This window comes from Clostridium sulfidigenes (genome assembly GCF_000732635.1).
GTDB lineage: Bacteria > Bacillota > Clostridia > Clostridiales > Clostridiaceae > Clostridium_J > Clostridium_J sulfidigenes.
Map to the genome: position 1 here is coordinate 1 of NZ_JPMD01000018.1, position 16216 is coordinate 16216.

The 16216-nt window shown below is 28.9% G+C and carries 15 protein-coding genes and 1 riboswitch; of the genes, 7 read left to right on the plus strand and 8 right to left on the minus strand.

Translation table 11 applies throughout. From position 1 onward, the window contains the following. The first annotated feature begins 161 nt into the window (after positions 1–161). Positions 162–620, plus strand: coding sequence for a hypothetical protein (locus tag IO99_RS08035; RefSeq protein ID WP_035132239.1), 459 nt, complete (start codon positions 162–164; stop codon positions 618–620). A gap of 100 nt (positions 621–720) precedes the next feature. Here the strand turns inward: IO99_RS08035 and IO99_RS08040 are convergent, their stop codons facing one another. The 4 genes from IO99_RS08040 to hemA all read right to left on the minus strand — a co-directional run bounded on the left by IO99_RS08040 (position 721) and on the right by hemA (position 5533). Further along, positions 721–1164, minus strand: coding sequence for a ferritin family protein (locus IO99_RS08040; protein ID WP_035132240.1), 444 nt, complete (start codon positions 1162–1164; stop codon positions 721–723). Between the two features lie 124 nt (positions 1165–1288). Next, the gene (gene nhaC, locus IO99_RS08045; protein ID WP_051824004.1) at positions 1289–2734 is read right to left on the minus strand and encodes a Na+/H+ antiporter NhaC; all 1446 of its coding nucleotides are present in this window, start codon (positions 2732–2734) and stop codon (positions 1289–1291) included. 269 nt (positions 2735–3003) lie between these two features. Continuing rightward, entirely contained in the window at positions 3004–4278 is a 1275-nt protein-coding gene (gene hemL, locus IO99_RS08050) for a glutamate-1-semialdehyde 2,1-aminomutase (RefSeq protein ID WP_035132241.1), read from the minus strand. A gap of 13 nt (positions 4279–4291) precedes the next feature. Next, a complete protein-coding gene (gene hemA / locus IO99_RS08055) occupies positions 4292–5533 on the minus strand; it encodes a glutamyl-tRNA reductase (RefSeq protein WP_035132242.1) in 1242 nt (413 codons plus the stop codon). Positions 5534–5732: 199 nt separating this feature from the next. Here hemA and IO99_RS08060 point away from each other — a divergent pair, with 199 nt between their 5' ends. Then, complete coding sequence (locus IO99_RS08060; RefSeq protein ID WP_051824005.1) at positions 5733–6380, plus strand: TIGR01906 family membrane protein; 648 nt, start codon at positions 5733–5735, stop codon at positions 6378–6380. A gap of 23 nt (positions 6381–6403) precedes the next feature. On the opposite strand, the gene IO99_RS08065 is transcribed toward IO99_RS08060, so the two are convergent. The 3 genes from IO99_RS08065 to IO99_RS08075 are packed head-to-tail and all read right to left on the minus strand — an operon-like array spanning position 6404 to position 9529. Then, entirely contained in the window at positions 6404–7579 is a 1176-nt protein-coding gene (locus IO99_RS08065; RefSeq protein ID WP_035132243.1) for a SpoIIE family protein phosphatase, read from the minus strand. Between the two features lies 1 nt (position 7580). Beyond that, a complete protein-coding gene (locus tag IO99_RS08070; RefSeq protein ID WP_035132245.1) occupies positions 7581–9287 on the minus strand; it encodes a [Fe-Fe] hydrogenase large subunit C-terminal domain-containing protein in 1707 nt (568 codons plus the stop codon). Further along, a complete protein-coding gene (locus tag IO99_RS08075) occupies positions 9278–9529 on the minus strand; it encodes an NAD(P)H-dependent oxidoreductase subunit E (RefSeq protein ID WP_242844112.1) in 252 nt (83 codons plus the stop codon). The genes IO99_RS08070 and IO99_RS08075 overlap by 10 nt, the downstream gene beginning before the upstream one ends. Before the next feature lie 150 nt (positions 9530–9679). Between IO99_RS08075 and yfcE the strand changes: the two genes are divergently transcribed. After that, a complete protein-coding gene (gene yfcE / locus IO99_RS08080) occupies positions 9680–10225 on the plus strand; it encodes a phosphodiesterase (protein WP_035132249.1) in 546 nt (181 codons plus the stop codon). 36 nt (positions 10226–10261) lie between these two features. On the opposite strand, the gene IO99_RS08085 is transcribed toward yfcE, so the two are convergent. Then, entirely contained in the window at positions 10262–10444 is a 183-nt protein-coding gene (locus IO99_RS08085; protein ID WP_035132251.1) for a hypothetical protein, read from the minus strand. 378 nt (positions 10445–10822) lie between these two features. On the opposite strand from IO99_RS08085, the gene glyA reads away from it, so the two are divergent. From glyA to IO99_RS08105, 4 genes are all read left to right on the plus strand, one after another. Then, the gene (gene glyA / locus IO99_RS08090) at positions 10823–12055 is read left to right on the plus strand and encodes a serine hydroxymethyltransferase (RefSeq protein WP_035132296.1); all 1233 of its coding nucleotides are present in this window, start codon (positions 10823–10825) and stop codon (positions 12053–12055) included. A gap of 135 nt (positions 12056–12190) precedes the next feature. Next, positions 12191–12363, plus strand: a riboswitch (cobalamin riboswitch). 188 nt (positions 12364–12551) lie between these two features. After that, entirely contained in the window at positions 12552–14048 is a 1497-nt protein-coding gene (locus IO99_RS08095; protein ID WP_035132253.1) for a cobyric acid synthase, read from the plus strand. 17 nt (positions 14049–14065) lie between these two features. Further along, positions 14066–15028 carry an adenosylcobinamide-phosphate synthase CbiB gene (cbiB, locus tag IO99_RS08100; RefSeq protein ID WP_198028575.1) on the plus strand — a complete coding sequence of 321 codons (963 nt, stop codon included), beginning with the start codon at positions 14066–14068 and terminating at the stop codon, positions 15026–15028. 38 nt (positions 15029–15066) lie between these two features. After that, positions 15067–16191, plus strand: a complete 1125-nt coding sequence (locus IO99_RS08105) for a pyridoxal phosphate-dependent aminotransferase (protein ID WP_035132257.1) — start codon at positions 15067–15069, stop codon at positions 16189–16191. Positions 16192–16216 lie beyond the last annotated feature (25 nt).

Below are 16216 nucleotides of genomic sequence, written 5' to 3' on the forward strand. Positions count from 1 at the left end.
TATACTAATAATTACTATTTATACGTTGAACTTTTATGTAAAAAACTATATAATTAGTATATACTAACAATAGAATTATAGTATAGTAAACTATTTTAAATGATATAATTTAAAAATGTCGGAAGATTTCAATAATAACCAAGATGAGAAGGAGATTAGTTATGGAAATAAGTTTAAATTTAATAGAAGAAGCAGTTAAATCCAATAGTATTGAGGAAGTAAGAAAAGCATTAATTGAATACATAAGAGTTGAACCGGAAAATTCAGAAAAAATTATAAATGCATTAAATTATGCTAAAGAAAACATTAAGGGATTATTTGAAATTCATGATGGAGCAAAACTAGAAGAGGATAATAAGTGGACTAAAGAATATTTTTTGAAAACCCTTCAAGATTTATCAAACAACTTTTCAGAAGAAAGATTTAACCATTTGTGCTTAGTAGGAGCTTTTATATATCCAAATGAAGATATTATAGAACAGGATACAGTTATAATTAACAATGTGAAACCTATTTCAGATGCTGAAATTAAATTTGAAAAAGTAAAGTCTGCTCTTGCATTAGGAACTGGACTTTTAATAGGATACATCATTGGTAAAAAGATTAATAAAAAAAGATAATATATATTAAAATGCCCTATTAGTATTTTATTGAATTAATACTAATAGGGCATTTTAATGTTTTTAGGAATTATAATGTATTGAAATTATTTTACAACTTTTATTTAAAACTACTACTATATAATTCATATCTTTCAATATGATTAATATGTTTTTGATAATCTTTATTCATTAAATTTATAGTAGTATAGCTTTCACGATTAATAAAATTAGGATCTGATATTAATTTACAACCTAAATTTAATACATTATTTGCAGCTTCACAAGTTTTTTTTAAAAGCTCTTTTTCAATAACTGTAGCATCAATATTAATATATGAATTTATATCAACACAATTATCAATTTCTATAGGATTACCACCTAAATCAGTTATTATATTACATATTCTATATGCATGTTTTTGGTAGTCATTTCGAACTTTAGATATTTGAGAAATAACATCTTCGTTTTTAGAGTGCTTTATATAATCTTCAAAAATGTTTATATCAATATATATGCCCTGTAATAATTCATTTAAACTATTAACTATATATTTTTTATCCAAGAAAATCAACTCCTTGCAATAATATTCATTATATTATTGCCTAAGTAGTATTGACATTATTTATATTAGAAAATATTATAAAAGGATAAAAAGGCCATTTAATATATGACCTTTTCAAAGCATACTAGGATTTGATAACTGGTTTGTCTAGTTTTTCTGGGTCTTCTAGTTTTTCCATTGAGAATCCTGTGTATCCATAAACTATTGATATTATAGGATTTATATAGTTCAAGAAGCAGAATGGTGCATATAAGAAACAAGAAACACCAAGAGTAGTAGACATAAATGCTCCACAGGTGTTCCATGGAATAAATGGTGATGTTAATGTTCCAGAATCTTCTAGAGCTCTAGATAAATTCTTAGGTGCTAAGCCACGTTTAGCATATTCATCTTTATACATTCTACCTGGAATAACTATAGATAAATATTGATCTCCAGCAAGTATATTAACAACAATGCAAGAAATTATAGTGATTAGTACAAGAGAACCTGTATTAACGGCAAGTCTAAGTAATTTTTCAGCAAGTACATTTAAGAATCCAGCTTTCTCCATTATACCACCAAAGGTCATCGCACATATAATTAAAGAAACGGTATACATCATACCTTGAAGGCCGCCTCGAGTTAATAGTTCATCTACAATTTCAACTCCAGTTTCACTTACATATCCATCATTTAAAATATTAACTATATCACCATAATTAGAACCTTGTACTAAAACAGCTAAAAGAACTCCTGCAGCAACACCAATTAGTAGCCCTGGAATTGCAGGCATTTTTTTTATGACAAGTATTATTACTATTATTGGAGGTAGCAATAGAATAGGGTTAATAACACCAGAGGCTTTTAGACCATCAAATATTACATTCAATTTTGATACATCCAATTCTTGGCCTGCATATTTCATCCCAAGTATAGCGAATAGTATAAGAGATATTATTAAACTTGGTGTTGTAGTATAAAACATATGCTTAATGTGATCAAATAAAGTAGAACCAGCCATAGCAGGAGCTAAGTTAGTTGTATCAGAAAGCGGTGACATTTTATCTCCAAAATATGCACCAGATATTATAGCACCAGCTATCATTGGAGTTGGAATTCCTAAACCAATACCTACGCCTATAAGTGCTATACCTACAGTACCAGCAGTTGTCCACGAACTTCCAGTGGCTAATGAAACTATAGAACATATTATACATGTAGCAACTAAGAATATACCAGGAGATAAAATTTTAAGTCCGTAATAAATCATTGTTGGTACAGTACCACTTAATATCCAAGCACCAATTAAAACTCCAATTATCATAAGTATTATAATTGCTTGCATTGACATTTGAATAGTGTCGATAAATCCTTTTTCGAGATCTTCCCATTTAAATCCAATACATAAAGCTGTAATAGTTGCAGCTGCAGCTGCAATTATTAAAGGAATATGTGGACTTGATTCATAGAATATAATTGCAATAGATAAAGAAACAATGAGAACTAAAATAGGTATAAGAGCTTGCCAAACTTTTGGCTTTCTAGGTGGGGGAGCTATCTTACTAGATTTTTGTTTTTTTTCTTTCATTAACAACACACTCCTATATTAAATTCCAATTTAAGTAATTAAATAAATTATATATCAGTATAATTATAATTGCAATACTATTCAGAAAATTTACGAATTAAAAAGTCGTATTTAATATTATGCATTTTTATGAAAAATAACTGATATAAACAGCTATTATAATTGGTTTATGAAACTTGATAAATTATTATATTCATTTTATTATGATAAAAAAAAGAGTACAAAAAAACTTTGTACCCTAAGTGATTATAAATGTTATAATTATACATTTATATATTAAATGATTTATAGGCTGTAAGAAATTTATTTATATCATCTTCGCTATGAGAAATTGATAGGAACATTGCTTCAAATTGTGATGGTGGTAAATTAATTCCTTTGTCTAACATATGCATAAAATATTTTCTAAATATGTTTGTATTACAACTTTTAGCATCTTCGTAATTATTAATTTCATTTAAATCTGTAAAAAATACAGTCATCATCCCACCAACTCTATTAATTACTACATTTATATTTTTTTCTTTTGAAATTTCTTTAATACCATTTTCTAATCTTGTTCCTATGGTTTCTATATGGGTATATATATCTTGTTTTTCATGTAATTCTTTAACTGTTGCTATTCCAGCAGCCATAACAAGAGGATTACCTGACATGGTTCCTGCCTGATACACAGGGCCTAATGGAGCAAGTAGTTCCATAATTTCACGTCTTCCGCCATAAGCCCCACAAGGTAAGCCGCCTCCAATAATTTTACCATAGGTAATAAGATCAGGTTTAACATTTGGGAATAGCTCTCTTGCACCTTTATATGCAATTCTGAAACCACACATTACTTCATCAAATATTAATAAAGTACCATTATTTTTACAAAGTTTATCTAAGTTCTCCATGAACTCCATAGAAGGTTTAACAACCCCCATATTTCCAGCAATAGGTTCAATAATAACACAAGCTATATCATTACTATACGCAGTAAATATTTCTTTTAAATTATCTATATCGTTATAATTAGCAACAATTGTATGCTCTATGTGTTCTTTAGGTATACCAGCACTTCCAGGTATGCCACAAGTCATAACACCAGAACCTGCACTTACTAAAAATCCATCATAATGACCGTGATAACAACCAGCAAATTTAACAATTTTATTTCTCTTAGTATAGCCTCTTGCTAATTTAATTGCACTCATAGTAGCTTCAGTACCAGAGTTAACCATCCTAATCATATCAATTGAGGCAGTTTCACATAAAAGTTTTGCTAAGTCTAATTCTAATTTTGTTGGTGCACCAAAGGCTATAGCTGTTTCTGAAGTATTTTTTATAGCATCAACAACTCTGGAGTTACAATGCCCTAAAATCATAGGTCCCCAAGCTCCAACAAAATCTATGTATTCTTTATTTTCTTCGTCATATATTTTAGAACCCATACCAGATTTTATAATAGGAGGGGTAATACCCATATCCTTAAGTGCTCTTACTGGACTATTAACTCCTCCGGGAATATACTTTTTGCTTTCTTCAAATATAGTTTTATTGTTCATTAAGCTCTTCCTCCTAATTAATTTTATTTAGAAAAATACGTTCAATTAACTCATAGGCGTCCTTATTATTTCCTTTTAAAGTTTCTTCTTTTAAAACTTCAATGGCACGATTTATATATGTGTTAGCACTACTTTTTAAAAGGGTAGCTACAAGCTTGTCATTATCTTTAGTGTACTTTTTATTTTTAAAGGTTTTAAGATTATTTTCCACAAGTAATTTACCTTCTTCTTTTACATCTTTAATTATACCACTTAAGGACATTAACTTTAAAAAATTATTATATTCATCATAGTATTTCTTTATTATATATTTATTTGAATTCATAATATTTCTTCGCTGAATCTTATTTTCTTTATCTACATTTTGAAGATTATCTAAATTAAATAAACATATATTTTTTAATTCATTACAAGAATCTTCAACATTAATTGGTAAGGAAAGATCAAAAATTAAAATTGGTTGTGAAGGGAGATCTTTCTTTAGTACAATTGGAGTAGGGGAAGAAGTACAGCATATTAAAGCATCTATATATTTATAAGTATCTACCATATTATCAATGGGTATAATTTCAATCTTTTTATTTTCCATTAGTTCTATATTTTTTATTATAATACTATGATTAATAACCTTATCTGTATTTCTTACTACAATATATATTTTATCTAAGATATCTTGTTTTCCTATAAGATAATTTAAAGTTAATTGAGCCATTTTACCAAAACCTAATATTAATATATTTTTACAACCTTGGTCTATAGCTTTTTTAGCAGCAATAGATGAATAGGACACAGGTGTCTTATATAGTTTACTTTCGGTTTTAAACTCTTTACCACAACTAATAGCCATTGTAAATAGCTTATCAAAAGAAGCTTTTATCACTTTTAACTCTTTACTTTTTAAGTAGGCATCTTTTACTTGACCTAAGATTTGATCTTCACCTAAAATTTTTGAATGAAACCCACAACTAACTTCCAGTAAGTGAGTTATAGCCTTGCTATCATTAGAGTAAAATATATATTTAATAAATTCTTCATCCCAATTAAGTGTATTGAATACTTCTTGTATTATGATATTTTGAGATAGGGAAGATTTTAAGTATATTTCTGTTCTATTACAGGTATTAATTATAACAACTTCTTCGCATAGAGTTTCTTTCATTTTTAGTAATATTCCATCTATATTATCTTGGGATATTGCTAGTTTAGCTCTTAAAATTAAATCAAGTTCTTTCTTTATTCCAATTAAATGAATCATTTTTACCCCCAAATCTATGAAATTACTAAATTTTATTTAATCAAATTTAAAACCCACTACAAGTGGGCACATTATAACTCATATATTGTAACATGAAAATTATACTATATGAAAATTTTTTTGACAATGATAAAATAAGATAATAAAATTGTATTGTATAGATTACTAATTTCTAACAAATAAAAGGTGAGGTAATACTATGAAAAAGTTTATTCTAAATGTCCTTATTTCTATTACAGGTTGTGTTTTAATTATTCTTATTTCTACTTTAATAGTAACAAGCATAAAACCTATTTATACATACAGTATTAATAAATTTAATATGGAGGAGAGAACAAGCTTATCTATTGCGGAGATGAAAAAAAATTATTCGTATGTAATAGACTATTTGTTATATAATAACAACGACAAATTTGAACTACCATCTTTAGAATCATCAGAGGCTGGTGCTTTTCATTTTAAAGAAGTAAAGGAATTATTTAAACTAGCTAAGATTACTATATTAAGTTTAATAATTACGTTAGCCATATTGTCTGTACTGTATACTAGCAGTTATAAGAGCTATATTTATATAAAATATATTTCCATTATATCAATTATAACTCCGGTTACAATCTCAATAGTTGTAAGTATTAACTTTAATTTTTTCTTTACAATATTCCATAAAATTTTTTTTAATAATGATAAATGGATTTTTGATCCAAACACAGATCCTATTATAAACATACTACCTGAAGAGTTTTTTGCATTATGTGCTGGTACTATTGGAATTCTTTGCATAGTCATTGGAATAGTATTATATGTGTCGTATTACAATTATAATAAAAAGAATTTAAAAAGATATTAGAAAAAATCTAATATCTTTTTAAATTAAAGATAATTTACATTAACTTTTTTACCTAATGCAGTTAGTAATCTGGCTATGTCTTTAACAATTTTAATTTTTAAATTAAATTCATCTGGAAAAGATGGATTTTGATGAGCTGGATTAACTGCTTGCCCTATATATATATCTATGGATGTACCTTCATTAATTAACATATTAGTAATTCTAGAGGCACCATCAGAACCATTTATAGCACAGGGTATAGCATTCTTTTTAATGGAATTTAGATAATTTTTTAATAATTCCTTTACTTTATTTAAAGTCAGTATACCTTCTGTAACCAAGTCTATCCCTTTCATAAATCCCATAGGCGGTACTTCCGAAGTATAATGCTTTAAGTCTATCTCTATCGGGGTGTGTAATGCATTAGATATTATATTAGCAGTAGTGCCACCACATACAATTTTTTTACCTGTAGCATTTTTCACAAGATTTATAAGAATATCATCATCATCCTTATTTTTAGGCGGCCCTGTAAAGAGAGAGATGTTTTGTTCCTTTCTTATCTTAATAGTTACTACTGTTGTATCATCCCCAGGTTTATTATCATATAAGTCTTTACAAACTTCTAATAGTTGTCTACATATGTTTTGAGCAATCACCTCTTTATGGAGTACATTAGTTAGATATCTATTTATATGAGGCCATTCCCAACCTAAATTTAAGAGTCCACCTACACCAGCATGTACAACTCCGTCACTTATAATAACTAGAGCATCAGATTCATTCATATAAAATCTACTTTCAAAAATAACTTTACCATTCACTATACGTCGATTCTTCTTGATGTCACAACTACGATTATTTCTAAAAAGAAAAACAGGTGGATTATCGTACTCTACCATATATACCTCGCCACTGTTTTTAATTTTCACAATTGTAAAAGTGGAGTAGGCTAACTTTCTAACTTGACATTCAGGTAATGTATTAATTATAGTATCTATAGTCTCATCTATAGTAGCTCCTTCTTTTAACATAGTAACTGCAATTTTAGATGTTAAAGTTCCTAGTATATTAGCTTTAACACCACTGCCAAGACCATCTGACATCACTACAATAATTCCATCTTCTGTATTAGCAATTTCAACGTTGTCACCACAAAGTTCTTCACCGTGTTTATTCATACTCATATTAGCTACATCTAAGTAATATTTTCTCATATTAGTCTTCCTCTTCTAATACTTTTTTTAACTCTAGGATAGCAACTTTAGTTTCTGCAGTAGTTTCACCAAGTAAGCTAGCAATTTCTTGAGCAACCATCATTTGCTTGTTTATAATTGTTTGGGTAACATCAATAGATTTACGCTTCAATTCAGTCAATTCTAATTTCCTATTTTCTTCCTCAGTTATGTCTGTAAATGTTATCAATAAAGATGAGTGATTTTTAATATAAATTACACTTTTATACCCATGAAAATCTAACTTACTGTAGAAAACTTTTTTACCTAAAATATTCTTTTTTGTGTTGGCTACTTTTTTAAAGTCTAAGTCGTGTATAATTTCTGTTATAGGAACTCCTATTATACTTTCTTTTTCACAATTTAAAAACATTCTTCTTCCAGAGGGATTAATGTCCTTAATCAATAAGTTATCATCAATTATAATTAAAGCATTAGGTGAATTTTTAAATATTTCACTATTCATATTTTCTGCTAATGATCTCATATAAGGTACACACATCTCAACCTCAGACATTCCATTGTAAACAGCAATGGCCTTTTCAACACAAGTGTTGTATCCACAAGCGCCACAGTTTAATTCATCTTCTTTAGTGTATTTTCCCATTTGTTTAAGAAGAACTTTAATTTCATCGTCTTTAGGTGTTAGCATATGGATTTTTTTATTTTCAAAGTTTCTTGTAAGATTAAGATTATCCTTATTTATATTAATAACTTTTGAATTATTATTTTTGGTTTTTAAGTAATCTTGAATTCTTTGGAGTCTAGTGTATACAGATTCATTATCAGATAATGTGCCTGGACCGCCAAGACAACTTTCATTACAGGCACTTAATTCTATACACACATTCTTTAAAGTGCTATTTTTAAGTTCCTCTAAAATAACTTTACAATTTTCCAGACCGTGAACCCTAATTACATTTAAATCTTTTTTATCAATAGTAGGTCTTATGGCATTTAATATTCCACCAACTACAGGATAGCGATCACCTCTTGTAGTACCGCTAAAATCTACTTCTCCATCTTCTAGTTCAGAATATTCAATACCATTTTCTTTTATATAGTCGATGATTTCGTCAAAGGTTAACACAGAATCAACAAATCCTAAATTAGATTCAGATAAAGCTTCATATTTTTTAGATACACATGGACCTATAAAAACAGTATAAGGTTCCTCATATCTATTTTTTATGCTTTTTCCATGGGCGACCATAGGAGAGGATACTGGTAAAACTAATGGAATTAATTCAGGATAATATTTTTCTATTAACATTACTATGGAAGGACAGCAACTTGTGATAAATTCACTACTTGAACTACAATCAATCCTACATTCATATTCTTGAGTTACTAGTTCTGCACCTATGGAAACCTCTTCAATATAAGAAAAACCTAATTTTCTTAGAGCAGTTATCAATTTAGAAGGATGAGAGAATACTCCTCTAAAAGCAGGTGCTAATTGAGCAACAACTGTTTTATTGCTATTTAATGCTGCTTTGACATCATCAATATCTGAAAGCACATGGCGGGCGTTTTGAGGACATACGACTAAACAATGACCACAAAAAATACATCTATCTTCTTGGATTTTAGCTTGATCATTTAAGACTTCTATAGCTTTAACTGTACAAGTACGTACACATTTGTAGCAATTTTTACAGTTAGCGGAGGAAAAATTCATTACTTGCATAGATTCACCTTCTTAATTATATATTCTTCAAAGAATTTATCTACTTCATCTTCATTTACAGTATAAATGTTATCATCGACAGTAACACATACCGAATCAGTGCAATGACCAAGACAAAATGAAGCTTTTAATTCTATTTTATCTGTTAAATTATTTAATTCTATTAAGCTCTTAATTCGGTTTATAACATTGTGAGAACCTCTTACATAACAAGCACTTCCAACACAAACTTTAACAATCAAAATAAAACCCCTCCTTAATCTGTATATATGTTATATAATAAATTATAGAACTTTGGTAAAACACCGTCAATCACATGTTGTTATACATTTGACAATGTTACAAAAGTAATGTAAATAATAAGTATAAAATTTATTATGGGAGGATATAAAATGAGATTAGTAGTTATTTCTGATATTCATGGTTCTTCAAAATACACAAAAAAAGCTATAGAAGTATTTAATAGAGAACAGGGTGATTATTTATTAATTCTTGGAGATATACTTTATCACGGGCCAAGAAATCCATTGCCGGAAGAGTATGATCCTAAAGAGGTAGCAAAGATACTAAATGAATATAGGTATAAGATAATTGCAGTACGTGGAAATTGTGATTCTGAAGTTGATCAAATGTTATTGGATTTTCCATGCATGGGAGATTATTCTGTAGTTTTATATGATAACAAAAGATTTTTTTTAACTCATGGACACATATATAATGAGAATAATATGCCTAATATATCTACAGAAGATATAATGCTACATGGTCATACACATGTATTAGGTATTAATAAAAAAGATGGTATTTCTATAATTAATCCAGGTTCTATTTCTTATCCAAAGGAAAATAATCCTCATAGCTATGGAGTTGTAGATGGAGATGTATTCTATATAAAAACATTAGAGGGAACTATAATTCAAGAAATAGTATTGAACTAAATAATGTTATATATTAAAAAGTAGAGGGTATTTCCTCTACTTTTTAATTATTTTATCAATTATATTAGATTCAATTAATTCACTTTTACTAAATCCGTTTCTAAAGTATCTCACTTGTTTATACTTAACTCCACCCATTTCAAAATCAAGGATATCAATTCTATCTCCCTTAAAAACTTCAGCTTCTTTCTTGCCTTTTAGAAATATATGAATTTCCATATCATTCCTCCTTATAGTTATTAATTAAATAGATTATATAACAACATAGATGATTTATTCAATAATATAGCTAAAGGAATTATTAAATTAAGTTAAATAGTATTTTAAAAAGTTAAATATATAGAAACTATTTAAGGGTGTTTTTGTACACATAAAGTCACATAATTAAAAAATTTCAAGAATAATTAAAAAATTGAGTAGGTTAACATGAAAATAAATGTTATAATAATATGTAAAGGTTCTGGTGGTTATATTGTTGCTATCTGTGCTGCAAAACTAAGTACTAAAGCTTTACTAACGCAAAAGAAAAAACTTGTTAAAAAGCTATTCACATGGTTCCACCAAAAACAACTAATTTTAATTGCAGGAGGAGTATGTATGAACTTAGAACATGTTAAAAACATTGATACGGAAATTTATGAAGCAATTTGTCTTGAGACTGCTAGACAGGAAAGTAAAATCGAACTTATCGCTTCAGAAAACTTTACAAGTGAGGCCGTGAGAGAGGCTATGGGGTCCACTCTTACAAATAAATATGCAGAAGGATATCCAGGAAAAAGATATTATGGTGGTTGCGAATGTGTAGACGTTGCTGAAAACATTGCTAGAGATAGAATGTGTAAACTATTTGGCGCAGACCATGCCAATGTTCAACCTCACTCAGGTTCTCAAGCTAATATGGCAGTTTATATGAGTGTATTAGAACCAGGAGATAAAGTATTAGGAATGAATTTATCTGATGGTGGACACTTAACCCATGGAAGTCCAGTTAACTTTTCAGGAAAGTTATATAAATTTATATCTTATGGAGTAGGTGAAAATGGATTTATAGATTATGATGCATTAAGAACTGTAGCTTTAGAGGAAAAACCTAAAATGATAGTTGCGGGGGCTAGTGCTTACCCAAGAATAATAGAATTTGATAAAATAAGATCAATATGTGATGAGATAGGTGCATATATGATGGTAGATATGGCTCATATAGCTGGACTTATTGCCGCAGGTGTACATCCTAGCCCAGCTCCATATGCAGACTTTATTACAACAACAACTCATAAAACTTTAAGAGGACCAAGGGGTGGGGCAATACTTTGTAAAGAAAAGTATGCAAAACTAGTAGATAAAACTATATTCCCTGGAATACAGGGTGGTCCATTAATGCATACTATTGCAGCTAAAGCTATCTGCTTTAAAGAAGCTCTAGACCCATCTTTCAAAGAGTATCAGCAAAAAGTTTTAGAAAATGCTAAAGCTCTTGCAAGTGCATTAAAAGAAAGAGGATTTAAATTAGTGTCTGATGGTACCGATAATCATTTAATTCTTGTGGATTTAAGAAATAAAGATATTACAGGAAAAGCAGCGGAGCATCTATTAGACGAAGTTGGAATCACTGTAAATAAAAATACAATACCTTTTGAATCCCAAAGCCCATTTGTAACTAGTGGTATTAGAATAGGTACTCCTGCTACTACTACTAGAGGTTTTGGAAAAGAAGAAATGATTGAAATTGCTGATATAATGAATTGGGCAATTGATAATAGGGATGCTGATTTATCACCTGCTAAGGAAAGAGTTAAAGCTCTTTGCAATAAAATTCCATTATATAAGTAAAATATTTGTCATAACTAAGGACCTAGCATTTTTGCTGCTAGGTCTTTACATTTTTTATAGAATATAAAAGTGAATGCAAAGTAAAATTTACATTATATTGACTTATGTGTTTAAACCTCTTATAATTATGGGTGAAAATTAAATAGTATTTTAGGTGCTTTTTAAAAGTGAAAAGGGAATATGGTTAAAATCCATAGCAGCCCCCGCTACTGTAAATGATGACGACCCTCAAATACCACTCTTAATAGGGGAAGGTGAGGTTAGAGTGATTCATAAGCCAGGAGACCTGCCTAAATATAAGCTTTCGGAGGGAAATGAGCTATTTTAGTGACTAAGTTAATATGTATAAGTAAAATTAAAGATTTTGGTAAGTTTATCTTACTTAGATTTAAACTTATATTTTTTATTTTACTAAGATGGAAATTTTAATTATTTGGCAAGGGAGCTTTTCTTCCTTGCTTTTTTATTTTATTTAAATAGAAAGAAGGTATTGTAAATGGCTAAAATAATGATTCAAGGTACAGCTTCTTCTGTAGGAAAAAGTATACTAGTTACTGCATTATGTAGAATATTTAAACAAGATGGGTATTCGGTATGTCCATATAAGTCACAAAATATGTCTCTTAATTCATATATAACTTTGGATGGAAAAGAGATGGGGCGTGCTCAAGTTTTGCAAGCTTACGCTGCGGGACTTGAACCAGAGGTATATATGAATCCTATTCTACTAAAACCTACTACAGATAAAAATTGTCAAATTATTTTTAATGGAGAAGTTTATGGTTATTCCAATGCAAAGGAATACCACAATTTAAAAGTTAAATTTAAGGATGATTTAAAGTCTGCTTTTGAAAAATTAGAAAATCAATTTGATATTATTGTTATGGAAGGGGCAGGAAGTCCAGCAGAAATAAACTTAAGAGACAACGATATTGTTAACATGGGGATGGCTGAACTAATAGATGCACCTGTTTTACTTGTAGGTGATATCGATAAGGGAGGCGTATTTGCTTCTTTACTAGGTACTATTATGCTCCTTAGTGATAGTGAGAAGGATAGAGTTAAGGGAACTATTATAAATAAGTTTAGAGGAGATATATCCTTACTTAAACCTGGAGTAGATAGTTTAGAGGAGTTAACTCATAGGGATTGCTTAGGGGTTGTTCCATATTTTAAATTAGACTTAGAGGATGAAGATGGAGCTGTTGACCTTAATAAAAATATCACAGATAAAATTGATATAGCCATTATAAGGTTACCGCATATATCAAACTTTACTGATTTTGATGCGTTATCTATAGAACCAGATGTTTCTGTAAGATATGTGGAAGCTGTAACTGAATTTAAAACTCCTGATTTAGTTATAATTCCTGGAACTAAAAATACCCTAGGGGATTTAGAATATTTAAAAAAATCAGGTTTATATAACAAAATTAGAGAATATGAAGTTAATGGGAAAATCATAGGTATTTGTGGAGGATATCAAATGCTGGGGAAGGTATTAGAGGATCCTTATGGAGTTGAAACTACACTAGAGTCTATGGAAGGATTAGATATTTTACCTATAAAAACAGTTTTTGAAGAGAAAAAGATTACAACTAGAGTTAATGGTATCATAGCAAAGGATTTAATAAACAATGATACACCTTTAAGTATTTATGGATATGAAATACACATGGGAAAAACTACGCTTTTAGATGAAGGTAAAAGCCTTATTAACATAAATAAGAGCAATAATGAAGAAGCTAATCATTTAGATGGAGTAGTAAATAATAAAGGAAATGTTATGGGAACGTATATTCATGGTGTTTTTGATGGGGTTGAGTTTAGACAACACATTATTAATGAATTAAGAAGAGACAAGGGAATTGAAGAGAAGGTTTCTATGGCTTATGAGCACTTAAGAGAAAAGGAATTAGATAAACTAGCTGACCTTGTAAGAGCCTCTATAGATATGAATAAAATATATAAAATAATGGGCTTAAATAGATAGTGGGAGAAGTTATCATGATTAATTTTCATATATCCTTAAATATACTTTGTGTATCTTTAGCAGTTATTTTAGACTTTATTTTAGGTGATCCTAATTGGCTACCACATCCGATTATATATATAGGAAAACTTATTGGAGCTATAGAAAAGTGGCTAAGAAAACATTTCCCTAATAATATTAAATTGAAGTGGGCTTCTTTATTTATGGTGTTTATGGTTTGTATAATTACATACACTATTCCATATTTATTACTTAAGCTATCTATAATAAATAATATTGTTTTTATAGTAGTTAATACTTTAATAATATGGACAACGCTTGCTGCTAAGAGTCTTCATACAGCCGGAATTCAGGTCTATAATGCTCTTGTTCAGGATGATATAAAAGAAGCTAGAGTTAAGCTTTCATATATTGTAGGTCGAGATACAACTTCTTTAAGTAAGGATGAAATAATTCGAGGTGATGTAGAAACTATAGCGGAAAATACTTCCGATGGTATAATCGCACCTATAATTTATGCCATCATAGGAGGGGCGCCACTTGCTATGATGTATAAAGGAATTAACACTATGGATTCTATGGTAGGGTACTTAAATGAAAAATATAAGAATATAGGTTTTTTCCCAGCAAATGTTGATGATATATTTAATTTTATTCCTGCTAGACTAACTGGAGTATTAATGTGTCTTACAGCATGGGTAGTTAAGGGAAGGATAATTGAATCCGTTAAGATTATGATTAGAGACAGAAAGAATCATAAAAGTCCTAATTGTGCCTATCCTGAGGGAGCTACTGCTGGAGCCTTATCTATTCAATTAGGTGGTGCTAATACCTACTTTGGAGAAATAGTAGAAAAACCAACTATTGGAGATGCTACAGAAGCTTTAGGTCATCAACACATTAAGAAATCTATAATACTAATGTATAGTAGTGAAATTTTACTAATAATATTAAGTTTAGCATCTGTAATTATACTTTAGTTAAAGGTGAGTGTTTTTATATACTTGCACATATTAAGATGAAAGGTGGTATATATATTTTGAAACATGGAGGAGATATATATACTGAAGGTACTTTAATTGGAAGAAAACTTTTAGACTTTAGCTCAAATGTAAATCCTATATCCATATCTAAGGATTTCAAGGAAAATATAGGAGAAGCTTTAGAAAAGGTACCTCTGTATCCAGATATAAAATATAGAGAATTAAAAAATAACATATTAAATTATTTATTTAAAAGTAATGAGTATTTTAATGGAAATGCCTATGGTAAAGAGCATTTTAATAGCATAGGTATCGAAAATATTATAGTAGGAAATGGAGCAGCTGAAATTTTAGATTTAGTTATAAGCTACTTGAATTCTATAACCATAGTTGTTCCTTCCTTTGTAGAATACGAAGATTTTAGTAAAAAACATAAATTGAATATCAATTATTCTTTTTTAAATGAGTTTATGGAATATGATTATGAAGATATTTTCACACAGATACAAAATACTGAGGGGTTAATAATGGCTAATCCCAATAATCCAAATGGTTGTATTATTGATCATTGTAAATTTAAAAACATATTAGATTATTGTGAAGCTCATAATAAATTAGTGATTATTGATGAAGCCTTTATAGAGTTTGTATTAGATAATAATAAGAGTATAATTAACTATATACATAATTATAGTTGTATTGTAATTGTTAGAGCTATAACAAAATTTTTCTCCATGGCAGGAGTTCGTTTGGGCTATGCTATAAGTAGAAATAATAAATTACTAGATTTCATTATTAGTAATCAAAATCCTTGGACAGTGAATTGTTTTGCAGAAGTTGCTGCTAAGTATGCATTATTTGATGAAAAGTTTATAGATGAAAGTAAAAACTGGTTGATATCCGAAAGAACATTTATGAAAAAATCTTTGAATCATATAAAGATTATACAAAAGGTGTATGAAAGCAAGGCTAATTATTTTCTTTGTAAGATAAAAGGAATTACAAGCTCAGAACTTTTAAAACAGCTTATGGAAAAGGGTATTTTAATTAGAAATTGTAATAACTATACTGGTCTTAATGATAGTTTTGTAAGGATAGCTATAAAAACTAGAGATATGAATGAAACTATTATAAAAGCTTTAAGTGAAATTAGTAGCTAAATAAATATTAAAATAAAGGATAGGG

Coding starts and splice junctions, on each gene's coding strand:
- IO99_RS08035 (WP_035132239.1), top strand. CDS start 162: ATGGAAATAAGTTTAAATTTAATAGAAGAAGCAGTTAAATCCAATAGT.
- nhaC (WP_051824004.1), bottom strand. CDS start 2,734: ATGAAAGAAAAAAAACAAAAATCTAGTAAGATAGCTCCCCCACCTAGA.
- hemL (WP_035132241.1), bottom strand. CDS start 4,278: ATGAACAATAAAACTATATTTGAAGAAAGCAAAAAGTATATTCCCGGA.
- hemA (WP_035132242.1), bottom strand. CDS start 5,533: ATGATTCATTTAATTGGAATAAAGAAAGAACTTGATTTAATTTTAAGA.
- IO99_RS08060 (WP_051824005.1), top strand. CDS start 5,733: ATGAAAAAGTTTATTCTAAATGTCCTTATTTCTATTACAGGTTGTGTT.
- IO99_RS08065 (WP_035132243.1), bottom strand. CDS start 7,579: ATGAGAAAATATTACTTAGATGTAGCTAATATGAGTATGAATAAACAC.
- IO99_RS08070 (WP_035132245.1), bottom strand. CDS start 9,287: ATGCAAGTAATGAATTTTTCCTCCGCTAACTGTAAAAATTGCTACAAA.
- yfcE (WP_035132249.1), top strand. CDS start 9,680: ATGAGATTAGTAGTTATTTCTGATATTCATGGTTCTTCAAAATACACA.
- IO99_RS08085 (WP_035132251.1), bottom strand. CDS start 10,444: ATGGAAATTCATATATTTCTAAAAGGCAAGAAAGAAGCTGAAGTTTTT.
- glyA (WP_035132296.1), top strand. CDS start 10,823: ATGAACTTAGAACATGTTAAAAACATTGATACGGAAATTTATGAAGCA.
- IO99_RS08095 (WP_035132253.1), top strand. CDS start 12,552: ATGGCTAAAATAATGATTCAAGGTACAGCTTCTTCTGTAGGAAAAAGT.
- IO99_RS08105 (WP_035132257.1), top strand. CDS start 15,067: ATGAAAGGTGGTATATATATTTTGAAACATGGAGGAGATATATATACT.